The sequence below is a fragment of the Streptomyces sp. NPDC028298 genome (assembly GCF_055565895.1).
The window spans coordinates 55,986-75,682 of the sequence record NZ_JBVHTL010000012.1 but is presented as its reverse complement, the minus strand read 5'-3'; the positions used below and the strand labels follow the sequence as shown (position 1 = coordinate 75,682).

At 72.1% G+C, this 19,697-nt stretch carries 14 protein-coding genes and 1 riboswitch; of the genes, 9 read left to right on the top strand and 5 right to left on the bottom strand.

All coding sequences use genetic code 11. From position 1 onward, the window contains the following. The first annotated feature begins 10 nt into the window (after positions 1 to 10). The gene (ppdK, locus tag ACZ4TO_RS37885) at positions 11 to 2,695 is read left to right on the top strand and encodes a pyruvate, phosphate dikinase (RefSeq protein WP_468026587.1); all 2,685 of its coding nucleotides are present in this window, start codon (positions 11 to 13) and stop codon (positions 2,693 to 2,695) included. Between the two features lie 115 nt (positions 2,696 to 2,810). On the opposite strand, the gene ACZ4TO_RS37880 is transcribed toward ppdK, so the two are convergent. The 5 genes from ACZ4TO_RS37880 to ACZ4TO_RS37860 all read right to left on the bottom strand — a co-directional run bounded on the left by ACZ4TO_RS37880 (position 2,811) and on the right by ACZ4TO_RS37860 (position 10,037). Then, positions 2,811 to 3,881: a zinc-dependent alcohol dehydrogenase family protein gene (locus ACZ4TO_RS37880; RefSeq protein ID WP_468026586.1), complete on the bottom strand. Its 1,071-nt coding sequence runs from the start codon at positions 3,879 to 3,881 to the stop codon at positions 2,811 to 2,813. A gap of 169 nt (positions 3,882 to 4,050) precedes the next feature. Beyond that, on the bottom strand, positions 4,051 to 4,551 hold the full coding sequence (locus ACZ4TO_RS37875; RefSeq protein WP_468026585.1) for a flavodoxin domain-containing protein: 501 nt from the start codon (positions 4,549 to 4,551) through the stop codon (positions 4,051 to 4,053). Between the two features lie 87 nt (positions 4,552 to 4,638). Continuing rightward, positions 4,639 to 7,464, bottom strand: coding sequence for a bifunctional acetate--CoA ligase family protein/GNAT family N-acetyltransferase (locus ACZ4TO_RS37870; RefSeq protein WP_468026584.1), 2,826 nt, complete (start codon positions 7,462 to 7,464; stop codon positions 4,639 to 4,641). Between the two features lie 195 nt (positions 7,465 to 7,659). Then, positions 7,660 to 8,595 carry a universal stress protein gene (locus tag ACZ4TO_RS37865; RefSeq protein WP_468026583.1) on the bottom strand — a complete coding sequence of 312 codons (936 nt, stop codon included), beginning with the start codon at positions 8,593 to 8,595 and terminating at the stop codon, positions 7,660 to 7,662. A 167-nt stretch (positions 8,596 to 8,762) separates the two neighbouring features. Further along, positions 8,763 to 10,037, bottom strand: a complete 1,275-nt coding sequence (locus ACZ4TO_RS37860; RefSeq protein ID WP_451075584.1) for a sulfite oxidase — start codon at positions 10,035 to 10,037, stop codon at positions 8,763 to 8,765. Positions 10,038 to 10,507: 470 nt separating this feature from the next. On the opposite strand from ACZ4TO_RS37860, the gene ACZ4TO_RS37855 reads away from it, so the two are divergent. The 8 genes from ACZ4TO_RS37855 to ACZ4TO_RS37820 all read left to right on the top strand — a co-directional run bounded on the left by ACZ4TO_RS37855 (position 10,508) and on the right by ACZ4TO_RS37820 (position 19,564). After that, positions 10,508 to 11,431: an LLM class F420-dependent oxidoreductase gene (locus tag ACZ4TO_RS37855; protein WP_382778429.1), complete on the top strand. Its 924-nt coding sequence runs from the start codon at positions 10,508 to 10,510 to the stop codon at positions 11,429 to 11,431. Between the two features lie 218 nt (positions 11,432 to 11,649). Then, entirely contained in the window at positions 11,650 to 12,474 is an 825-nt protein-coding gene (locus ACZ4TO_RS37850; protein WP_468026582.1) for a DUF1684 domain-containing protein, read from the top strand. A gap of 94 nt (positions 12,475 to 12,568) precedes the next feature. Further along, positions 12,569 to 12,682, top strand: a riboswitch (SAM riboswitch). A gap of 34 nt (positions 12,683 to 12,716) precedes the next feature. Further along, positions 12,717 to 12,833 (top strand): putative leader peptide, encoded by a 117-nt coding sequence (locus ACZ4TO_RS37845; RefSeq protein ID WP_382778431.1) that lies wholly within the window; start codon positions 12,717 to 12,719, stop codon positions 12,831 to 12,833. Between the two features lie 455 nt (positions 12,834 to 13,288). Then, complete coding sequence (locus ACZ4TO_RS37840; protein WP_468026581.1) at positions 13,289 to 14,842, top strand: ABC transporter substrate-binding protein; 1,554 nt, start codon at positions 13,289 to 13,291, stop codon at positions 14,840 to 14,842. Between the two features lie 3 nt (positions 14,843 to 14,845). Continuing rightward, the gene (locus ACZ4TO_RS37835; protein ID WP_451075588.1) at positions 14,846 to 15,805 is read left to right on the top strand and encodes an ABC transporter permease; all 960 of its coding nucleotides are present in this window, start codon (positions 14,846 to 14,848) and stop codon (positions 15,803 to 15,805) included. Continuing rightward, the gene (locus ACZ4TO_RS37830) at positions 15,802 to 16,725 is read left to right on the top strand and encodes an ABC transporter permease (RefSeq protein ID WP_382778434.1); all 924 of its coding nucleotides are present in this window, start codon (positions 15,802 to 15,804) and stop codon (positions 16,723 to 16,725) included. The genes ACZ4TO_RS37835 and ACZ4TO_RS37830 overlap by 4 nt, the downstream gene beginning before the upstream one ends. Further along, positions 16,722 to 18,500, top strand: a complete 1,779-nt coding sequence (locus ACZ4TO_RS37825) for a dipeptide ABC transporter ATP-binding protein (protein WP_468026580.1) — start codon at positions 16,722 to 16,724, stop codon at positions 18,498 to 18,500. Before ACZ4TO_RS37830 ends, ACZ4TO_RS37825 begins: the two co-directional genes overlap by 4 nt. 14 nt (positions 18,501 to 18,514) lie before the next feature. Further along, entirely contained in the window at positions 18,515 to 19,564 is a 1,050-nt protein-coding gene (locus ACZ4TO_RS37820; protein WP_451075590.1) for an LLM class flavin-dependent oxidoreductase, read from the top strand. The last annotated feature ends 133 nt before the right edge of the window (positions 19,565 to 19,697 follow it).

Here is a 19,697-nt window from a genome sequence, read left to right as displayed (position 1 = left end):
GACCGGCGACATGGTCCGCTACGTGTACGACTTCGCCGAGGGCGGCCGCGACCAGGCCGCCCTGCTGGGCGGCAAGGGAGCCAACCTTGCCGAGATGACACGGCTGGGGCTGCCCGTCCCGCCGGGCTTCACCGTGACCACGGACGCGTGCCGGGCCTTCCTCACCACCGGAAGCGAGCCGGACGGCCTGATGCGGGAGATCTCCGACCGGCTCACGGTCCTGGAGGAGGCGGCCGGCAGGCGACTGGGGCAGCCGGACGATCCGCTGTTGCTGTCCGTGCGCTCCGGGGCGCGCTTCTCCATGCCCGGGATGATGGAGACGATCCTCGACGTCGGGCTCAACGACGAGTCCGTCCTCGGTCTGGCGAAGGTCTCCGGAAACGAGCGCTTCGCCTGGGACTCCTATCGCCGCCTCGTGCAGATGTTCGGCAGCACGGTCATGGGTGTCGACAGCGCTCTCTTCGAGGGTGTCCTCGCCGACCTCAAGAAGGCGCGGGGCGCGGCGAGCGACGTGGACCTGACGGCGGCGGACCTGGCGGGGCTCGTCGAGTCGTACCAGAACCTCGTCCGGCAGGAGACCGGTGAGTACTTCCCGCAGTCACCCGCCGAGCAGCTCCGGCAGGCGGTCCTCGCCGTGTTCGAGTCCTGGAACGGCGAGCGCGCCGGGATCTACCGCCGCCGTGAGCACATCCCCGACGACCTGGGCACCGCGGTCAACGTGCAGACCATGGTCTTCGGCAACCTCGGCGCCGACTCCGGCAGCGGTGTCGCGTTCACGCGGGATCCGGCCACGGGACGGCCCGGCCTGTACGGCGACTATCTCGCGAACGCTCAGGGCGAGGACGTCGTGGCGGGCATCCGCAACACCGTACCGCTGACGGCTCTCGCGGACCTGGACCCGCTGTCGTACGAACAACTCCGCTCCCACATGCGGACGTTGGAGTCGCACTACCGGGATCTGTGCGACATCGAGTTCACGATCGAGCGCGGCCGGCTGTGGATGCTGCAGACCCGGGTCGGCAAGCGCACCGCGGAGGCCGCGTTCGCCATCGCCAAGGAGCTGGCCGAGGAGGGTCTGATCACTCCGGACGCGGCGCTGGCCCGGGTCAGCGGGGAAGGTCTCGCCCGGCTGATGTTCCCCCGGTTCGACACCTCGGCCGTCGGCGAGGCACTGGCGCACGGTCTGCCGGCCTCCCCGGGCGCGGCCGTGGGCGCCGCCGTGTTCGACTCCGCCGAGGCGGTACGACGGGCCGCGGCCGGCGAGAAGGTCGTCCTGGTCCGTCAGGAGACCACCCCGGACGATCTGCCCGGCATGATCGCCGCACAGGCGGTACTGACCAGCCGCGGGGGCAAGACCAGCCACGCGGCCGTCGTCGCCCGCGGCATGGGCAAGGTCTGCGTGTGCGGGGCCGAGGAGATCACCGTGGACACCGCGGCGCGCCGGTTCACGGTCGGGGACACCGTCGTCGAGGAGGGCACGGTCGTCTCCGTCGACGGTTCCGAGGGTGCCGTGTACCTGGGCGCGGCCCCGTTGGCCGACTCCGCGGTCATGCGGTACTTCGAGACGGGCGAGCGGTCCGACGCGCTGGTCGAGGCCGTCGCCGGCGCCATGGAACAGGCGGACGGCATGCGGCGCCTGGAGGTCCGCGCGAACGCCGACACCCCCGAGGACGCGGCCCGCGCACGGCGGTTCGGCGCCCAGGGAGTCGGCCTGTGCCGCACCGAGCACATGTTCCTCGGCGAGCGCCGCAGGCTGGTCGAGGCGATGATCCTGGCCCGTGACGAGCGTGAGCGCGAGCGGGCCCTGGCCGCGCTACTGCCCCTCCAGCGGGACGACTTCATCGGCATCCTGGAGGCGATGGACGCGCTGCCGGTCACCATCAGGCTCATCGATCCGCCCCTGCACGAGTTCCTGCCCGACCACACCGGGCTCGCCGTGCGGATCGCCGCCGCCGAGGCCCGGGGCGAGCGGCCGGACCCGCACGACACCGAACTGCTCGACGCGGTGAACCGGATGCACGAGGAGAACCCGATGCTCGGGCTGCGCGGCGTTCGGCTGGGACTGGTCGTCCCGGGGCTGGTCGCCATGCAGGTCCGCGCGATCGCCGAGGCGGTCGTGGAGCGCACCCGGGTCGGAGGGCAGCCGCGGGCGGAGATCATGGTGCCGCTGGTGGGCGCCGTCGAGGAACTGCGCATCGAGCGGGCGGAGGTGGAACGGGTCCTGGCCGAGGTCTCCGAGGAGTCGGGCATCCCCGTGCACTGCCCGGTCGGCACCATGATCGAGCTCCCGCGCGCCGCGCTCACGGCCGGCCGCATCGCCGAGGAGGCGGAGTTCTTCTCCTTCGGCACCAACGACCTCACCCAGACAACCTGGGGCTTCTCCCGCGACGACGTCGAGGCCGCGTTCTTCTCGGCCTACCTCGACAAGGGCATCTTCGCCACCTCGCCGTTCGAGACCCTGGACCGCGACGGCGTGGGCCGACTGGTCCGCATCGCCGTGGCCGAGGGCCGCGCCACACGACCCGAGCTGAAGATCGGTGTCTGCGGCGAGCACGGCGGGGACCCCGAGTCCGTTCACTTCTTCCACGCGGCCGGGCTGGACTACGTGTCCTGTTCGCCGTTCCGCGTTCCCGTGGCGCGCCTGGAGGCCGGACGTGCGGCGCTCTCCGCGACGCGGACGAGCGACAGCAGGTGAGGACGGCGAGCGGGGCGGGTGGGTTCCGCGGGAACTCGTGATCCGCAGGACCGTGTGAGTCCGCAAAAACAGCGGCCCGGTCGGTGCGTGCACCGACCGGGCCGCCCGGCGTGGCTCAGGCCGCGGGAACGGCGAGGTCCTCGTGCGACGGTGCGCCGAGCACCACCTTCAGGGCGCCGGTGTCGGCGGCGCGGGAGAAGACGTCGTAGGCCTTCTCCATGTCGTCCAGCGGGAAGGTGTGGGTGACGAGGTCCGCGGTGGGCAGCCGGCCGGCAGCGGCCATGCGGAGCAGGGTCGGGGTGGAGTGGGTGTCCACCAGACCGGTCGTGATGGTCACGTTCTTGATCCACAGGTCTTCCAGGTGCAGCGTCGCGGGCTTGCCGTGGACGCCGATGTTGGCGACGTGGCCGCCGGGCCGCACCATGCGTGTGCACAGCTCGAAGCTCTCCGGCACCCCGACCGCCTCGATGACCACGTCGGCGCCGAGACCGTCGGTGAGGTCGGCGATGAGCTGCTCCGGGTCCTCCCCCGCGTCGGCCACCGCGTCGGCGCCCAGCCGACGGGCCGCCTCCAGCCGGGACGCGGCCAGGTCGACGGCGACGATCCGCTCGGGCGAGTAGAGCCGCGCCGTGGCGATCGCCGCGAGACCGATGGGTCCGGCTCCCACGACGGCGACGGTGTCGCCGGGGCGCACGTGCCCGTTGAGAACACCGACCTCGTACGACGTCGGGAAGATGTCCGCGAGCAGGACGGCGTCCTTGCTCTCCAGGGCTCCGGGCAGCGCGTGCACCGACAGGTCGGCGTAGGGGACGCGCACGTACTCGGCCTGGGTGCCGTCGATCAGATGGCCGAGGACCCAGCCTCCGCCACCCCGGCACTGCCCGTACATGCCCTCCCGGCAGAAGCGGCAGCGGCCGCAGGAGCTGATGCAGGAGATCAGCACCCGGTCGCCCGGACGCACGGTCCGTACGTCACTGCCGACCTCCACGATCTCGCCGACCGCCTCGTGCCCGAGGACCGTTCCGGGACGCACTTCGGGGACATCACCTTTGAGAATGTGCAGGTCCGTGCCGCAGATGGTGACGGCGCCGACCCGCACGATGGCGTCGGTGGGTTCCTTGACCGCCGGGTCCGGGACATCCTCCCAGGCGGACTGCCCGGGGCCGTGGAAGACGTAACCCTTCATGATCGCCCTCACCCTTCCCTGTCCGGTACGAGATGATCTCTTGAGTCCAGCTTGTTCCGGTACGCCGCGTTCCGCTTGGGCCCTCCGGCCCTCGATCCCCGCCGCCCGGCCCATCGCACTCGGGCACAGGACCGGCTCACCGGAGGAGCCGTCGCAGCCGACGTGAGAGCTACCGCACGCGGGCGAGCGAGGCCGCGATGCCCTTCGCCCATTCCTCTATGACCCCGAAGTCCCGGAAGTCTCCGCCCTTTCCGGAGCTGATGATCATCTTGGCGATACGCCCCTTGGCTCCTTCCTTCAGGCACCCGCCGAAGGTGATGTGGCCCTGGACGTCCAGCTTGTTCATGGTCCGCTGGACGCCCCGCACCGGCGGGATGTCCCGGTCGGCGGCGGAGCTGTCGAGCGGTCCGCTGCTGAAGAGCCACACCGGACGGTGCGCGAGGTCCGCGCGATGCCGGCGGACGAACCCTCGTGCGTCCTTGTGCCAACGTCCCGCGTAGAGACCCCCGCCGACCACGACGGCGTCGTAGTGCGCCAGGCTGGTGACCGACCGGGCCGGCAGGGCCCGGGCCGTCAACCCGCCCTCGCGCAGGGTTTCCGCGACCGTTTCGGCGATCTCCGCCGTCGATCCGTTCGTCGTTCCATAGGCGACCAGCACGGTCTCGGCCATGACGGTCCGCCTCCTTTCACGTCCGCGTCGCTCGGTTCGCGTTCGGCTCTCGACGTCGGCGCAGCCAGTCCTCGGTCACGACGTTCCTCAGCGCAGCCTGCGCAGATACGGGTCCTGGGGGTGACGGGGCAGCAGACGCACCCGTGCGTCGAGCACGGTGATGCCTCCCGCCGTCGCCAGTACGGGGTTGAGGTCGGCCTCGGCGAGCTGCGGCAGGTCCGCGGCCATCCGGGACAACCGCTGGAGCAGTTGCTCCAGTCCTTCGAGGTCGACGGGGGTGTTGCCGTTCGCGCCCAGCAGCAGCGGGGCGCACCGCGGCGAGGTGATCAGTTCGTGGACGTCCCGGTCGGTGAGCGGGGCCAGGCGGGCGGCGTGATCGGCCAGCACTTCGGTGGCCGTGCCACCGAGTCCGAACAGGACGAGCGGTCCGAAGACCTCGTCCTGGACGACGCCCGCCAGGAGTTCGGTGCCGCGGTCGGCGAGGGGTTGCAGGACCACGCCGGTCATGAGGCCGGCGAAGCGGGTCTCCAGGTCGCGGAACGCGGCGCGGATCTGGGCGTCCCCGCGCAGGTCGAGGTGGACGGCCCGCTGCTGGGTCTTGTGCAGGAGGCCCGGCCAGTGGGCCTTCATGACCACCCGGCCGTCGAAGCCGCGCAGCCGGTCGGCGGCGAGCACGGCGTCGTCCTCGGTCTCGGCCCAGGCCCACGGGATCTGCGGGACGCCGTAGCAGGCGAGCAGTTCGGCGCAGGTGCGCGGGTCGAGCCAGCCTCCGTCGGGGTGGGCGGTGAGGTGGTCCTCGACGACCGTGCGGGCCCGCCGGGACTCGACGCCGGCGGGGTCGGGGACGGTCCCTTCCGGCCGGGCCAGCCAGGCGGAGCGCCGGGCCGCGTGCGCCAAGGCGCGGGCCGCGGCCTGCGGTTCGGCGTAGGAGGGGATCGTGCCGCCGTCCCCGGCGGCGAGCAGCAGCACGGACCGGTCCTGCTCCAGACGTACCGCGATCACCGGCCGCGCCCTTCGGCCGGGCGCCGCGGTCACGGCCCGCACCAGGTCGTCGCCGGTGGCCGCGGCGACCGCCGTGGGCACCAGGGCCACGACGACCGCGTCGATACCGGAGCAGCGGGTGAGGCGGTCCACGCACGCGGTGAGCTGTTCCTCGGACACGGCGGCCGTGGCGTCGACGGGGTTGCCGACGGCGGCGCCGTCCGGCAGCACGGCCAGGAGTTCGTCGATCACGGCGGGGGTGAACGGAGGGAGGACGAGCCCGGCCTCCGCGCAGGCGTCGGCGGTGAGCACCCCGGCGCCGCCCGCGTTGGTGACGATCGCGACGCGGCTGCCCTCCGGCAGCGGCTGGGAGTGGAACAGGGCCGCGGTTTCGAGGAGTTCGCCGACCGAGCGGGTCGCGGTGATGCCCGCCTGGGTGAACAGGGCCTCGCGGGTCATGGTGCGGGTGGCGGCGGCCGCCGTGTGGGAGGCCGCGGCCTTACGGCCGGCGGTGGTACGGCCGGCGTCGACCGTCAGCACCGGGATGCGGCGGGTCACCCGCCGGGCTGTACGGGAGAAGGCGCGCGGGTTGCCGAAGGACTCCAGGTGCAGCAGGGCGAGGCCGGTGCGGCCGTCGCTCTCCCACCACTGGAGCATGTCGTTGCCGCTGACGTCGAACTTGTCGCCCAGCGAGGCGAACGTGGAGACGCCGATGCCCAGCCGGGACAGTCCGTCGAGCAGGGCGATGCCCACACCGCCGGACTGCACGGCGATACCGGCGGTCCCGGGACGCGGGTGATCGGCGGCGAAGGTCGCGTCGAGACGGAGATCCGGGGCGGTGTTCGACACGCCGAGGCAGTTGGGCCCGACCAGCCGCATGCCGTGGGTGCGGCAGGCGGTCAGCAGCGCCTGCGCCTGCGCGTGGTCGAGGCCCGCGGTGACCACGACGAGCGCGCGGACCCCGGACTCGCCGCACTCCTCGGCGACGGCCGGCACCGCGGCGGCCGGTACGGCGACGACCACGAGATCGGGCGTCTTCGGCAGGGCCGCGACCGACGGATGACACGGCACCCTGAGCACCGATTCGACACCCGGATTCACGGCGAAGAGACGACCGGTGAAGCCGCCCGTGCGCAGGTGGTTGAGCACCGCCCGGCCCACCGAGCCCGGCGTGCGTCCCGCCCCGACGACGGCCACCACCTCGGGTCGCAGCAGCGGCAGCAGACTGGCCACGTCGGCGGCCCGCCCGCGAGCCTCGACCGCCGCCAGATAGGCGTCGTCCTGGTCGAGGCGGATGACGCAGCGCACTTCCGGCCCCTCGAAACGGCGGGTCATGCGCAGCCCCAGGTCGGCGAAGAGACGCAGCACCGCGTGGTTCTCGCTGAGCGCGTCGGCGGTGAAGGTGGTGATCCCCTCGGACCGGGCGGCCGAGACCAGATGCTCGACGAGCAGGGTGCCGACGCCTCGGTGGTGCAGTCCGTCGGCGACGGCGATGGAGATCTCGGCGCCCCTCCCCTGCGCTGCACCGTCCGGACCCGTGGCTGCCTGGTCCGCCCCCGTGGCTGCGCCGTCGGGCCCTGTGGCTGCCCCCTCGGCCACCGCGTCCCCGCTCTTCGCGGCCACGTCCGGCCCGGTCGGCCCGCACTCCTCCCCACCGGTGTCGTACTCGGCGAGGCCGACCACGCGGCCGTCCGTCTCTGCCACGAGGGCGCGGTAGCCGGAATGGGCGGGGCGGCAGGCCCGGTCGGCGGCGAGTTCGGCCGAGCGCCCGCCGAGCGAGAAGAACCTCAGGCGCAGGTTCTCCGGCGACATCTCCTCGTAGAAGCCACGCAGCCGGTCGTGGTCGCCCGGGAGCGCCGGCCGGATGCGTACGGTGGTGCCGTCGGCGAGCAGGGCGTGGACAGGGTGCCGTTCGAGCAGGTCGTCCGTCATCGCGGGCCTCCTCCATGCTTCGGTATCTCGATCGTCCGTCGGTGCGGAGAGGGTGCACAGGGGCTGGACGGGCCGCCCCGGGGCCGGTCGGCCCCGCCGCCCCCGCCGACCGGCCCACCCCTGGTGAGCTCATCGGACCGGACCGGGCCGGGCCAGACCAGGCCAGGAGCGGTCGCGCGGCCAGGCCGTTCCGGCTCACGCCGGTTCGGGGACCACCGCGACCGGGCAGGCGGCGTGGTGCAGGACTCCGTGAGCGACACGGCCGAGCTGGAGCCCGAGACGGCCGGGATGGCGCCGGGCACCGACCACCAGCAGGCCGGCGTCGTGGGACGCGTCCAGGAGGACATGGCGCGTCGGTCCCTCGACGGTGCGGCGCCGCAGGTCGATGTCGGCCGGCACGTCCTCCAGTGCCTCGCCGAGCGCCTTGACGGCCCGCTCCTCGTGCAACCGTGCGGGCTCACCGGTGAGCAGCGGGTGGTCCACGCTCTCGTACGCGGGGCAACGCCAGGCGCGTACGGCGTCCAGGGGCACCCGGCGCAGCCGCGCCTCTTCGGCGGCGAAGCGCAGCGCCGCCGAGCCCTTGCCCGTCCCTCCGACACCCACGACCACGCGGCGCGCGGGTGTGGCACCGACCTGGTTGTCGTGGGAGCCGCGCAGCACGATGACCGGGCAGTCGGCGTACGCGGCCACCGCAAGGCTGACGGAGCCGAGCAGCATCTCGACGAAGTCGCTGCGGCCGCGAGTGCCGAGGACCAGCGCGGCGGCGTCTCGTCCTTCCCGGACCAAGGCGTACTCGGGCTCCTCGGCCAGGATCTCGGCCGACACGTCGAGGTCCGGGTGACGCCTCAGGGCCCGGCGGAGGCCGACCGCCACGATGTCCTCGGCTCGGACCTCTTCGAAGGGCTTGTGCTCCGCGGCGAGTGCCGTGCCCTCGTAGCGCTCCCAGAGGGAGGCGTACACCACGCGCAGGGGGACGCCGCGCAGGGCGGCCTCGTCCGCCGCCCAGTCCGCGGCCCGCAGGCTCGGCTCGGACCCGTCCACGCCGACGACCAGTGGCGCCTCGCGGAAGGCTCCGCGCAAGGAGCCCGGACGGAGCCCGGAGTTCTGGTTCTGGTGTTCGTGTACGGCCATGGCGGGAACCCCTTCGGGACGGTCGGGTCAGTGCCTGACCCGTCTCACCTTCGTCCCGTAACAAGCTCGGCGCCCGATGCCGAAGGGCCGGTGCCGTGGAGCCGAACAGCCCTGCGTTCCAGGCCTGTTGGCATCCGTTCCGTCGTCCCGGCCCAAGGCGCCGTCCGTCACACCACGCTCACCGGATGGCGCACCACCGCGCCGAACAGGTACCCCTGTGTGTTCGGCACCGCGGTGTCCGGCTGGGTTCGGCCGGCCGTGTCCGTGGCACGGGCCAGCAGGTGCGTGGCACCGGGTGTGTCGGGCTGCCAAGGAAGGGACCATCGGGTCCAGGTGCCGGAGCGGGGCCGGTCGTGCAGCCGGGCGCGCCGCCAGTTGGCCCCTCCGTCCGTGCTGACGTCGACCTTGGCGACACCTCCCGCACCCGACCACGACCGTCCGTGCAGCACGTGCCGGTGTCCGGCTGCGAACGAGGCACCGCTCGCCAGCTCGAAGGCGCTCTTCGTGGTCTGCCGGGTGAGCGGCGCGCTGCCATCCTCGGGGTAGCCGGCGCCGAACAGCCGGTAGAAGGTGGTGTTCCAGGGCGAGTAGAGCGGCTGCGCGGACACCTCGATGTCGCCGACCCACTTGATCGAGGCGATCCCCACCCAGGAGGGCACCAGCACCCGTACCGGATGGCCGTGGTCGTACGGCAGGCGCTCACCGTTCATCTCGTACGCGAGCAGGACGTCGTCCAGGGCCTTGGCGAGCGGCAGCGGACGGCGTACGCGTCCCAGGCTCTCCCCGCCGCTGACGTACTCGGCGTCCAGACCGCGCGGCTGGACGTCCACGGCCCGCGAGGACAGACCTGCCCTGCGCAGCACGTCCGCGAGCCGCACCCCGCGCCAGCGCGCGACGCCGACGGCTCCCAGGGTCCAGGCGGTGCCGGTGACCGTGTCGCCCTGTTGGGTCGTGTAGTAGGAGCGGCCGTTCCCGGCGCATTCGACGAACGCGGTGCGGGTGACGGCGGGCAGCGCGCGCAGGTCGTCGTACCCGAACTCCACCGGCCGGTCCTCGCCGGGGTTCCCGCGTAATCCGCTCCCCCACAGCCGCAGGCGCCAGTCGTCGGCGTTCAGGACGGGGGTCGCGGTGTGGTTGCGTACGAAGAACCGTTCGTTGGGCGTGTGGTGGCCGGTGCCGCTCAGTGCCTCCCAGCGGGTTTCGGCGTTGGTGCCGCGCTGGATGAACCACTCGGCGGGCAGCGGCTTGACGATGGGACTGTCGATGGCGTGGGCGGGCCGTACGCCGCCGAGCGCGGTTCCGGCGGCGGTCGCGGCGAGCAGGGTGAGCAGCCGACGGCGGGTGACCCCGTCGGCCCTGGCCTCACCCGCGAGCCACTGGCGCAGTCTGCGGCGGTCGTATTCGGTTTCGTGGCGTCGGCCCGCGGACGTGGGTGAAGGCATGGCGGCTCCTCGTCATGCCGGCGCGAGAGGGGCGGGAGGGGCGGGAGGGGCGGGAGATACGAGAGGCTCGGCGCGAGTCAGTGTCGTTCTGCGGGAGCGATGGACCGCGTTGCTCTCAACCGGCTTGTGCGGAGCAGGAGTTCACTGACGCGCAGAGGCGCCGGAAGGCACGTGATCAGCCGGTCGTCCGACACAGCGCGGCGGCCACGCGGACGAGGTCCACGGCGCGGCGGCGGGTCAGAGGCTCCGGTGTCGGCATGGCGGGATGTAAGCACGTGGGGCGGGAGGCGTCAACGGAGCACGCGTGTCGGCGAATCCGGCCTCCTGGCCTGTTGGCCGACGTGGACGTGGGGAGAGATCGTCCCTCGAACGCGAGGGCCGGACCGGTCGCCGCCGTGCGTCACAAGACTGACATGCAGCCGTCACACTCGAACGGAATGCGCGCTCACCGGGCGCCCGTTCCACCTGACATGACTGTTGGAGTAGCACTCAACGCATCCGACGCGGAGAACCAGGTCGACGCCAGTGTGCGTCTGGCCGAGGAAGCGGCGGCGGCCGGTCTGCGGTCGGTCTGGTTCGGCCAGACCTTCGGCGCGGACTCACCCCAACTCGCCGCGCTCGTCGGGCGGGCGGTCCCGGAACTCCACGTGGGCACGTCCGCGATCCCCGTCTTCGGCCGCCATCCGCTGATCGTCTCCAGTCAGGCGCAGACCGCCCAGGCCGCGACCCACGGCCGCTACCACCTCGGCCTGGCCCTGGGCACGAAGCTGATCACGGAGACCGGCTTCGGCCTGCCCTTCGAGCGTCCCATCGCCAGGCTGCGCGAATTCCTCACCGTGCTGCGCCAGTTGACCGAGACCGGCACGGCCGACTTCCGCGGTGAGCTGCTCTCCGCCACGACTCCCCTGTCCGCTCGCGTACCGGGCGCCGAGTCGGGCGTTCCGCTGCTGGTCGCCGCCATGGGCCCGCAGGCGCTCCGGGTCAGCGGTGAGCTTGCGGACGGGATCCTGCCCTACCTCGCAGGACCTCGCGCCCTCGCGGAGCACATCGTGCCCGCGCTCACCGCCGCGGCCGAGGCCGCCGGACGGCCCGCGCCCAGGATCGTGGCGCTGGTGCCCGGCGTGGTCACGGACGACGTGGACGCGGTACGGGCCAAGGCCACCGAGACGCTCTCGTTCTACGAACAGATCCCGTCCTACGCCCGGGTCATCGAACTGTCCGGCGGTCGCCGAGCCGCGGACCTGGCCGTGATCGGCGACGAGAAGACGGTCGAGGCCGAGGTACGGCGTTACCGCGACGCGGGCGCCACCGAGGTCGTGTTCTCGGGCACCGAGATCGCGGGAGCGGCGGACCGGCGCCGAACTTGGGCGCTCCTCGGCGAACTCGCGGCCTGAGCCCAGCGCCTCACCGACCCACCGGTCCACGGACCTCCGACTCCACCGACCCGCCTTTGGCCGACCCTCAACGGCCGACCTACCGACCCGCCGACCCGCTTACCGAAGCGACGATTCCCCGACTCACCTCCTCACCGACAGCGACCGCGACCGCGACAAAGAACCCCGCACCCCCGCAAGAGGGCGACCCTCACGCGGCTTGTAGCGAAGGAGAATTCATGACCAGCGAGGCGACCACCACAGACCTGCACGCCTTCACCGAGCAGTGGCTGGACTGGTACCGCGGACAGGAGGCCCGGCTCGCCGCCCCCCACGGCTTCCTGGCGATCACCGGCCTCCACTGGCTCGACGACCGCCCGCAGCGCTTCCCCGACGCGCCCGGCGCATGGCACACCGGCCCCGACGGGGTCGTCGTCACCCTCGACGACGGTGAGGAACTCGTCGTCGACGGGACACCGGTACGCGGTGAGCACCACTTCGGCGTGCTGCCCGAACGCGGTGGTGTCGAGGCGGTCTGGAAGGACGCCGTCATCGAGGTCGCCAAGCGGGGCGGCCACGACATCGTGCGCCCCCGGCACCCGGACGCCCCGCTGCTCAAGTCCTTCACCGGAACGCCCGCCTACGCCCCCGACCCGCGCTGGGCCGTGACGGGCCGTTACGTCCCCTTCGACGAGCCGCGTCCCACCACCGTGGGCGCCGCGGTCGAGGGCTTGGAGCACGTGTATGACGCCCCGGGCAGGATCGAGTTCGAGTTGGACGGACGTCCTCTGTCGCTGACGGTGTTCCCCGGTCATGTCCCGGGCGGGCTGTCGGTTCTCTTCACCGACGCGACCTCCGGGGTCACGACCTACGCCGCCAACCGGAGCCTGTCCGTCGAGGCACCCGACTCCGAGGGGACGGTCGTCCTCGACTTCAACCGCGCCACGAACCTGCCGTGCGCCTACACCGACCTGGCCACCTGCCCTCTGCCCCCGGCGGAGAACCGGCTGCCGGTGTCCATCGAGGCGGGTCAGAAGATCCCGCGCGAACGCGGCGGTGCCTGAACCTGGCTCGCTCCACCGGACTCGGGCGGTTCGCTCCGCCGGAGTCCGGTGCCGCCATTGACGTAGAAGAGAACCGCTCCGTACGATCACGAACGGCATTGAGTGTCAGCGTCAAGCCCTGGCTCGCTGACCGGCAACCCTCCCGCGCGGTGGGGTGCTCCAGGTGAAAGCCCGGCGGGATCAGCGACGATCACCGCAAGCGCGTGGCCCCACGACCGGGGCCGGACCTGTGGAGGAACCTTATGCGGCACGGTGGTGGCTCCGACGCCTCCTTCGCCGTCGCCGTGGTGTTCTCCCGGCTGGCGCGCCGACGTCACATCGACCTGAAGCGCTCGACGAGCTGCTTCTGTCAGGCCTGACGGCCCCTTCCGCAGCCGGGCGCCGACGCCTCCCTTCGGCGGTGCACCTCGGTGAGGCCCACCCGCGTCGACGTCGATGAGATGCGCGGGCTGTCGACGCCCATGAGGCCTGCCGACAGCCGGCATCCGTGACCAGCCGTCACGGCACGCGTCCGCACCCGGCGCCCCCTTCCCCCGATCTCTCTGATCTCTCCAATCCGCTTCCGCTTTCCGCTTTCCGCTTTCCGCTTTCCGCTTTCCGCCCGGCCCCTGTCCGCAGGTCATCGCCCGTCACCGGCATCGAGCCGACGGGCCCGCGTTCCCGTGCGCGGTCGTGCCTCGTACGACGCCCGTGCCCGGCGACACCAAGAGGAGACTCCTCCGTGAGAGCACGTCCGGAATTCACATCTCCCCGATCTCCCCGGTCCACCCGTTCTCCCCGATGGGCAAGGCTCACCGCCCTTCTCAGCACCAGCGTGCTGCTGGCCGCCTGCGGCGCCGGCACCGACGGCTCCGGAACCGGGAGCGGCAAGCCGCGTTCCGGCGGGACGCTGACCTTCGCCGTGGGTTCCGACGCCGGTTGCGTGGATCCCCAGCAGGTCGGCAGCAACGACACGATCTACTCGGTGCGCCAGATCGTCGACTCCCTGACGGACCAGGACCCCAAGACCGGCAAGATCGTGCCGTGGCTGGCGAAGAGCTGGGACATCAGCACCGACGCGACCGCCTTCACCTTCCACCTGCGCTCGGGTGTCACCTTCAGCGACGGGTCCCCGCTGACCGCCCAGGTGGTCAAGGACAACTTCGACGCGGTGCCGAGACTCGGCGTCCTGGGAACCCTCGCCGAGGGGTACCTGAGCGGCGCGAAGAGCACCACGGTGGTGGACCCGCTCACGGTCAAGGTGACCTTCCAGCAGCCCAACGCCCAGTTCCTGCAGGCGACTTCGACCCACTCGCTGGGTATCGAGTCGTCCGCGAGCGTGAAGCGGTCACCTCAGCAGAAGTGCAGTGACGGGGTCGTCGGTTCCGGGCCCTTCGTGCTGAAGCGCTATGTGCAGAACCAGTCGGTCACGCTGGCCAAACGCCCCGGCTACGCCTGGGGTTCCTCCCGGTGGGGCAAGAAGGGCGAGGCCTACCTGGACAAGCTGGTGTTCAAGGTCGTGCCGGAGGCGGGCGTACGGGCCGGCAGTCTGCGCTCCGGACAGGTGGACGCGATCGGCAGCGTGGGCAGGGCCGACGAAGCGGCACTCAAGGGCGGTCAGGTCGCCTTCCAGCGGCGGGCCAATCCCGGGATCACCTTCGGACTCGGCTTCAACAACGCCCAGCCGGCCCTGAAGGACGCCAGGGTCCGCCGGGCCATCCTGGCCGCCATCGACCGGAAGCAGATCGCCGACACCGTCTTCCCCACCGGTACCCGGCCGGCCACCAGTGTCCTCGCGCACACCACACCGGACTACACCAGCCTCGCCTCCGACCTGACCCTCGACACGGCCAAGGCGAAGTCCCTGCTGGACGAGGCCGGTTGGAAGGCGGGCGCCGACGGCACCCGCGTCAAGGACGGCAAGAAGCTGAGCCTGACCATCGACTGGGTTCCCAACGCGGCGACGAACCAGCCCGCGTTGGAGCTGGTGCAACAGCAACTGAAGTCCGTCGGCGTTCAGGTGACCCTCAAGCAGCTCCAGCTCCCCCAGCTCACGCCGATCCAGCAGGCGGGCTCGTACGAAGCGATCTGGGGCAACATCACCCGCGCCGACCCCGACATCCTGCGCAGTTCCTTCTCCACGAAGCTGGCCAACTTCTACCGTGTGCCGGCGAGCGGTCTGGACACGACACTCTCCGCCCAGGCCGCCACCACCGACCCGACCGAGCGCGGTCGACTGGTGGCCCAGGCACAGCGGTCGATCGTACGGGACGCCTACAACGTGCCGGTGGTGGAGCTGCAGACGCAGCTCGGCGTGTCCACGAAGGTGCACGGTCTCGCCTTCGACGCCTCCAGCCGGATCCAGTTGCACGACACCTGGATCGGCTGACCCGTGCGCGGCTATGTGATCAAGCGGCTAGCCCAGGCGGCCGGCGTGCTGTGGGCGGCGTACACCGTGTCGTTCCTGGTCCTCGACTTCCTCCCGGGCGACCCGGTCACGGCGATGGCCGGTGCCGGTATGGAGTCGGGGCAGGTCGATCCCCGGCAGATCGCGGCTCTGCGGCACGAGTACGGCTTCGACAAGCCGGTGCTCGTGCAGTACGTCGAGTACCTCGGCCGGGCGGTGCAGGGGGACTTCGGCGACTCGGTGGCCACCGGCCGTCCCGTCGCCTCGACGCTGGCCGACGCTCTGCCCCAGACCCTCCAACTCACATCGACGGCCCTGCTGTTGGCGGTGGTGCTCGGCGGCGGCCTCGCTGTGGCGGCGACGTACACCACGCGGCGGTGGCTGCGGCAGCTCCTGCTGTCGCTGCCGCCGCTGGGGGTGTCCGTCCCGACGTTCTGGGTGGGGTTGCTGCTGGTCGAGGCGTTCTCCTTCCGGCTCCGCTGGTTCCCCGCGTTCGGCAACGACGGGCTGCGCGGGCTGGTGCTGCCCGCGCTGACACTCGCGATACCGACCGGCGCCCAGATCGCCCAGGTGCTGGCGAAGAGCCTGCTCACCGCGCTCGACCAGGCGTACGTGGAGACGGCCCGCGCGAAGGGCGCGGGCCGGTGGCGGGTCCATCTGCGACACGCGCTGCGCAACGCGTCCCTGCCGGCCCTGACGGTCGTCGGCCTGCTGGTGGGACAACTGATCGCCGGTTCGGTCGTCGTCGAGACGGTGTTCTCGCGTGACGGCCTGGGGCGCGTGACCGCGGCGGCCGTCACGGCCCAGGACATCCCGGTGGTCCAGGGGGTGGTGGCGTTCGGCGCGCTGATCTTCGTGACGACGAATCTGGTCGTCGACCTGGTGTATCCGCTGCTGGACCCGCGGATCGTGGTGGCCTCGGGCGGAAGGGCGGGCGTCGCATGAGTCAGAGCCTTGTCGACGACCCGGCCGAGGCCGCGCTCGGCCTCGCCCGGCCTCTCGCCACGGAGCCCGAACCCGTACCGGGAGGTCGTACCGGCGTCGGGCGGGTGCTGCGGTTCCTGGCCCGTCGGCCCGGGCTGCTGGTGTCGGTCGTCGTGCTCGTCCTGGTGGTGCTGGCCTCCTTCCAGCCCCGGCTGTTCACTTCGCGGGACCCGCTGAAGGGGGTGCCGACGGAGAACTTCCGCGGACCGAGCGGCGCGCACTGGTTCGGCACGGACGAGCTGGGCCGCGATGTCTTCGCCCGGGTGGTCCATGGAGCGCAGTTGTCCCTGAAGGCCACCCTGATCGCGGTGCTGGTGGCGTTCGTGGTGGGTGGCCTGCTCGGTCTGGTCGCGGGGTTCGTGGGCCGCTGGGTGGACGACGCCCTGATGCGCTTCGTCGACGTCCTGCTGTCCATCCCCGCGCTGTTCCTGTCGCTGGCGCTGGTGACGGCGCTGGGATACGGGACGGTGAAGGTGGCCGTCGCGGTGGGCATCGCCAGCGTCGCCTCCTTCGCCCGGGTCACGCGCGCCGAGGTGCTGCGGGTGCGCCAGGCCGTGTTCGTGGAGGCGTCGCGCTCCTGCGGGGCCCGCTGGTACTCGGTGCTGGGCCGGCATGTGCTGCCCAACGCCGCCGGCCCGGTGATCGTCCTGGCCACCCTCGACTTCGGCGCCTCCATCCTGGCCGTCTCGGCGCTGAGCTTCCTCGGCTACGGCGCTCCCCCGCCGGCCCCGGAATGGGGCACGTTGATCTCCGAGGGCCGCAACTACTTGGCCAACGCCTGGTGGCTGACCGCGCTGCCCGGTCTGGCGATCGCCGCGACCGTCCTGGCGACCAACCGCGTCGCGAGGGCGCTGGACGGCGAATGGACCCGGCAGCGATGACCGACGCACAAGAGAACGGCGAAGACGTGACCACATCCGTGCCGAAGAGCCGCCCTCTGCTGGAGATCCGGGGCCTGTCCGTCTCGTACCGCACCCGCGGCGGCACCGTGGCTGCGGTCCGGGGCGTGGACCTCGACGTCCGGCCGGGCGAGGTGACCGCGGTGGTCGGTGAGTCCGGCTCCGGCAAGAGCACGACCGCGCACGCGATCACGCGGCTGCTGCCGGAGAACGCGGCCATCGACAGCGGCACGGTCCGCTTCGGCCGGCACGACCTGGCCACGCTGTCGGAAGGCGAACTGCGTACCGTACGCGGGGCACGGATCGGGCTCGTCCCCCAGGACCCGACCGTGTCGCTCAATCCGGTGAAGCGGATCGGTGAGCAGGTCGCCGAGGTGCTGCGCATCCATGGTCTGGCGACCCGCCGGTCGGCCGCCGCCGAGGCCATCGCCGTGCTGGACCGCGCGGGGCTGCCCGACGCCCCCGTACGGGCCCGGCAGTATCCGCACGAACTCTCCGGCGGTATGCGGCAACGCGCCCTGATCGCCGTCGCGATCGCCGCCCGGCCCGAGCTGATCATCGCCGACGAGCCGACCAGCGCGCTCGACGTCACCGTGCAGAAGGTCATCCTCGACCATCTCCAGCATCTGGCCGAGGAGTCGGGCACCGCGGTCCTGCTGGTGACCCACGACCTCGGGGTCGCCGCCGACCGGTCGCAGCGGCTGGTGGTCATGTCACAAGGGCGTGTGGTGGAGGCGGGGCCCACCCGTGACGTCCTCGCCGACCCTCAGGACGCGTACACGCGGCGTCTGCTGGCGAGCGCGCCGAGCATGACCACCGCGCGGCGCCGCCCACCCGTAGCCGCGCACGCATCCGTACCCGCGCGCGCATCCGGACCCGCGCACGCACCCGTACCCGCCCCCGTACTCACGCACGTGCCCGCGCCTGCGCCCGCGGCGGAGACATCACCCCTGCTGGAGGCGCGCAACCTGGTCAAGGAGTTCCGGCTCCCCCGCACCGCCGAAGGGCCTCGCACCCTGCGCGCGGTCGACGACGTCAGCTTCACCCTGCGCCGCGGACAGACCCTGGCCCTGGTGGGCGAGTCGGGCTCGGGCAAGTCCACCACCGCCCGGCTGGTGCTCCGGCTCGCCGACGCCACCTCCGGGCAGATCCTGCTCGACGGCACCGACGTCACCACCGCCCGAGGTGCCCGTGCCCGGGAGCTGCGCCGACGCGCCCAGTTCGTCTACCAGAACCCGTACGCCTCCCTCGATCCGCGCTTCTCCGTGGGTGAGGTGATCACCGAACCGCTGCGTGCCTTCAAGGTCGGCGACCGTGCCGCCCGGCTCGCCCGCGCCCGCGAGCTTCTCGACCGCGTGGCGCTGCCCTCGGCCACGCTGGCGCGCCGCCCGGCGGAGCTGTCCGGCGGCCAGCGTCAGCGCGTCGCGATCGCCCGGGCGCTCGCCCTCTCCCCGGACCTGGTGGTGTGCGACGAGCCGGTGTCGGCGCTCGACGTGTCGGTCCAGGCCCAAGTGCTGGAGCTGTTGGCCGAGTTGCAGGCCGGCACAGGGGTGGCCTACCTCTTCATCTCCCATGACCTGGCCGTCGTACGGCAGATCGCGGACCAGGTCGCGGTCATGCGGGCGGGCCGCGTCGTGGAGACGGGCCCTCCGGAGGACCTCTTCACCCGGCCCCGTCACGCGTACACCCGCGAGCTGCTCGCGGCGATCCCCGGCGGGCGGGTGGCCTCCCCCGCCTCCGAGACCATCACCAACTGAAGGGCCGGCGTCCCATGAGCACTCCCACCATCACCTCCCTGGCCTTTCTCACCCCGGGCAACTTCGCCGACGACGACCCGTACACCGGTCTGGAGGAGACGCTCCAACTCTTCGAGTACGGCGAGCGGTTGGACTTCGACGGCGCCTGGATCCGGCAGCGGCACCTCGAACACGGGGTCGCCTCCGCGGCCGTGTTCCTCGCCGCGGCCGGCCAGCGCACCGAGCGGATCGAACTCGGCACCGCCGTCATCCCGATCGGCTACGAGAGTCCCTTCCGCCTCGCCGAGGACCTGGCGCTGGCCGACGTACTGTCCCGGGGCCGGCTCCAGATCGGCTTCAGCACCGGCATGCCGCACGCCGACCTGCTCGGCGACCTCGTGTACGACGGGGACTGGCGCGCCTTCGACCTGTCGTACGGCAGGATCGCCCGCGTCCTGGACAACCTGCGCGGCGACCACATCGGCGGACCGGACACGGTCATCCACTCGCCGGGGAACACCCAGCGCCCCAGGCTGCAGCCGCACAGTCCCGGGCTGGCGCGCCGCATCTGGTACGGCGGCGGGAGCCTGCGCTCGGTGCGCTGGGCCGCGGAGAACGGCCTGGGTCTGCTGTCCGGCAACATCGTCTCGGGTGAGGGGACCGACGATTTCACGACAGCCCAGCTCAATCTGCTGGCCGCCTATCGCGATACGCCGTCCGTACGAGCCACGGAGCGACCGGGGCGGGTGGCGCTCGGCCGGGTGATCGTGCCGTTCGACAGCGCGGACGCGGCCGGCCGGGCCCGCTACCGCGCCTACGCGGCCGGCCGTCACGCCCGCACCCTGGCACCCCAGGGCCCGAAGCGAACGCTGTTCGCGCCCGACGTGGTGGGCACCGCGGAGCAGATCCTCGAACAGCTCACCGCCGACCCGGTCCTCGCGCAGGTGTCGGAACTGCGCCTTGAACTGCCGTACGAGTTCCACCGGGAGGAGTACGAACAGATCCTGCACGACACCCGGCACCTGATCGCACCCGAACTGGGCTGGCGCCCGGCATCCCTGACGGTGCGGCAGACCGTCGGCTGAATCCACTCCCGGAACCGGGAAGAGCCGGCGGCCCCCGACTCGCGCGAAGGCTTAGGGGCGTTTTGCGCACCCGGGTGGGGATATACATTCGAAGGGTGTCAACCTCTGACCCACCCGGCGTTTCTGGTCCCAC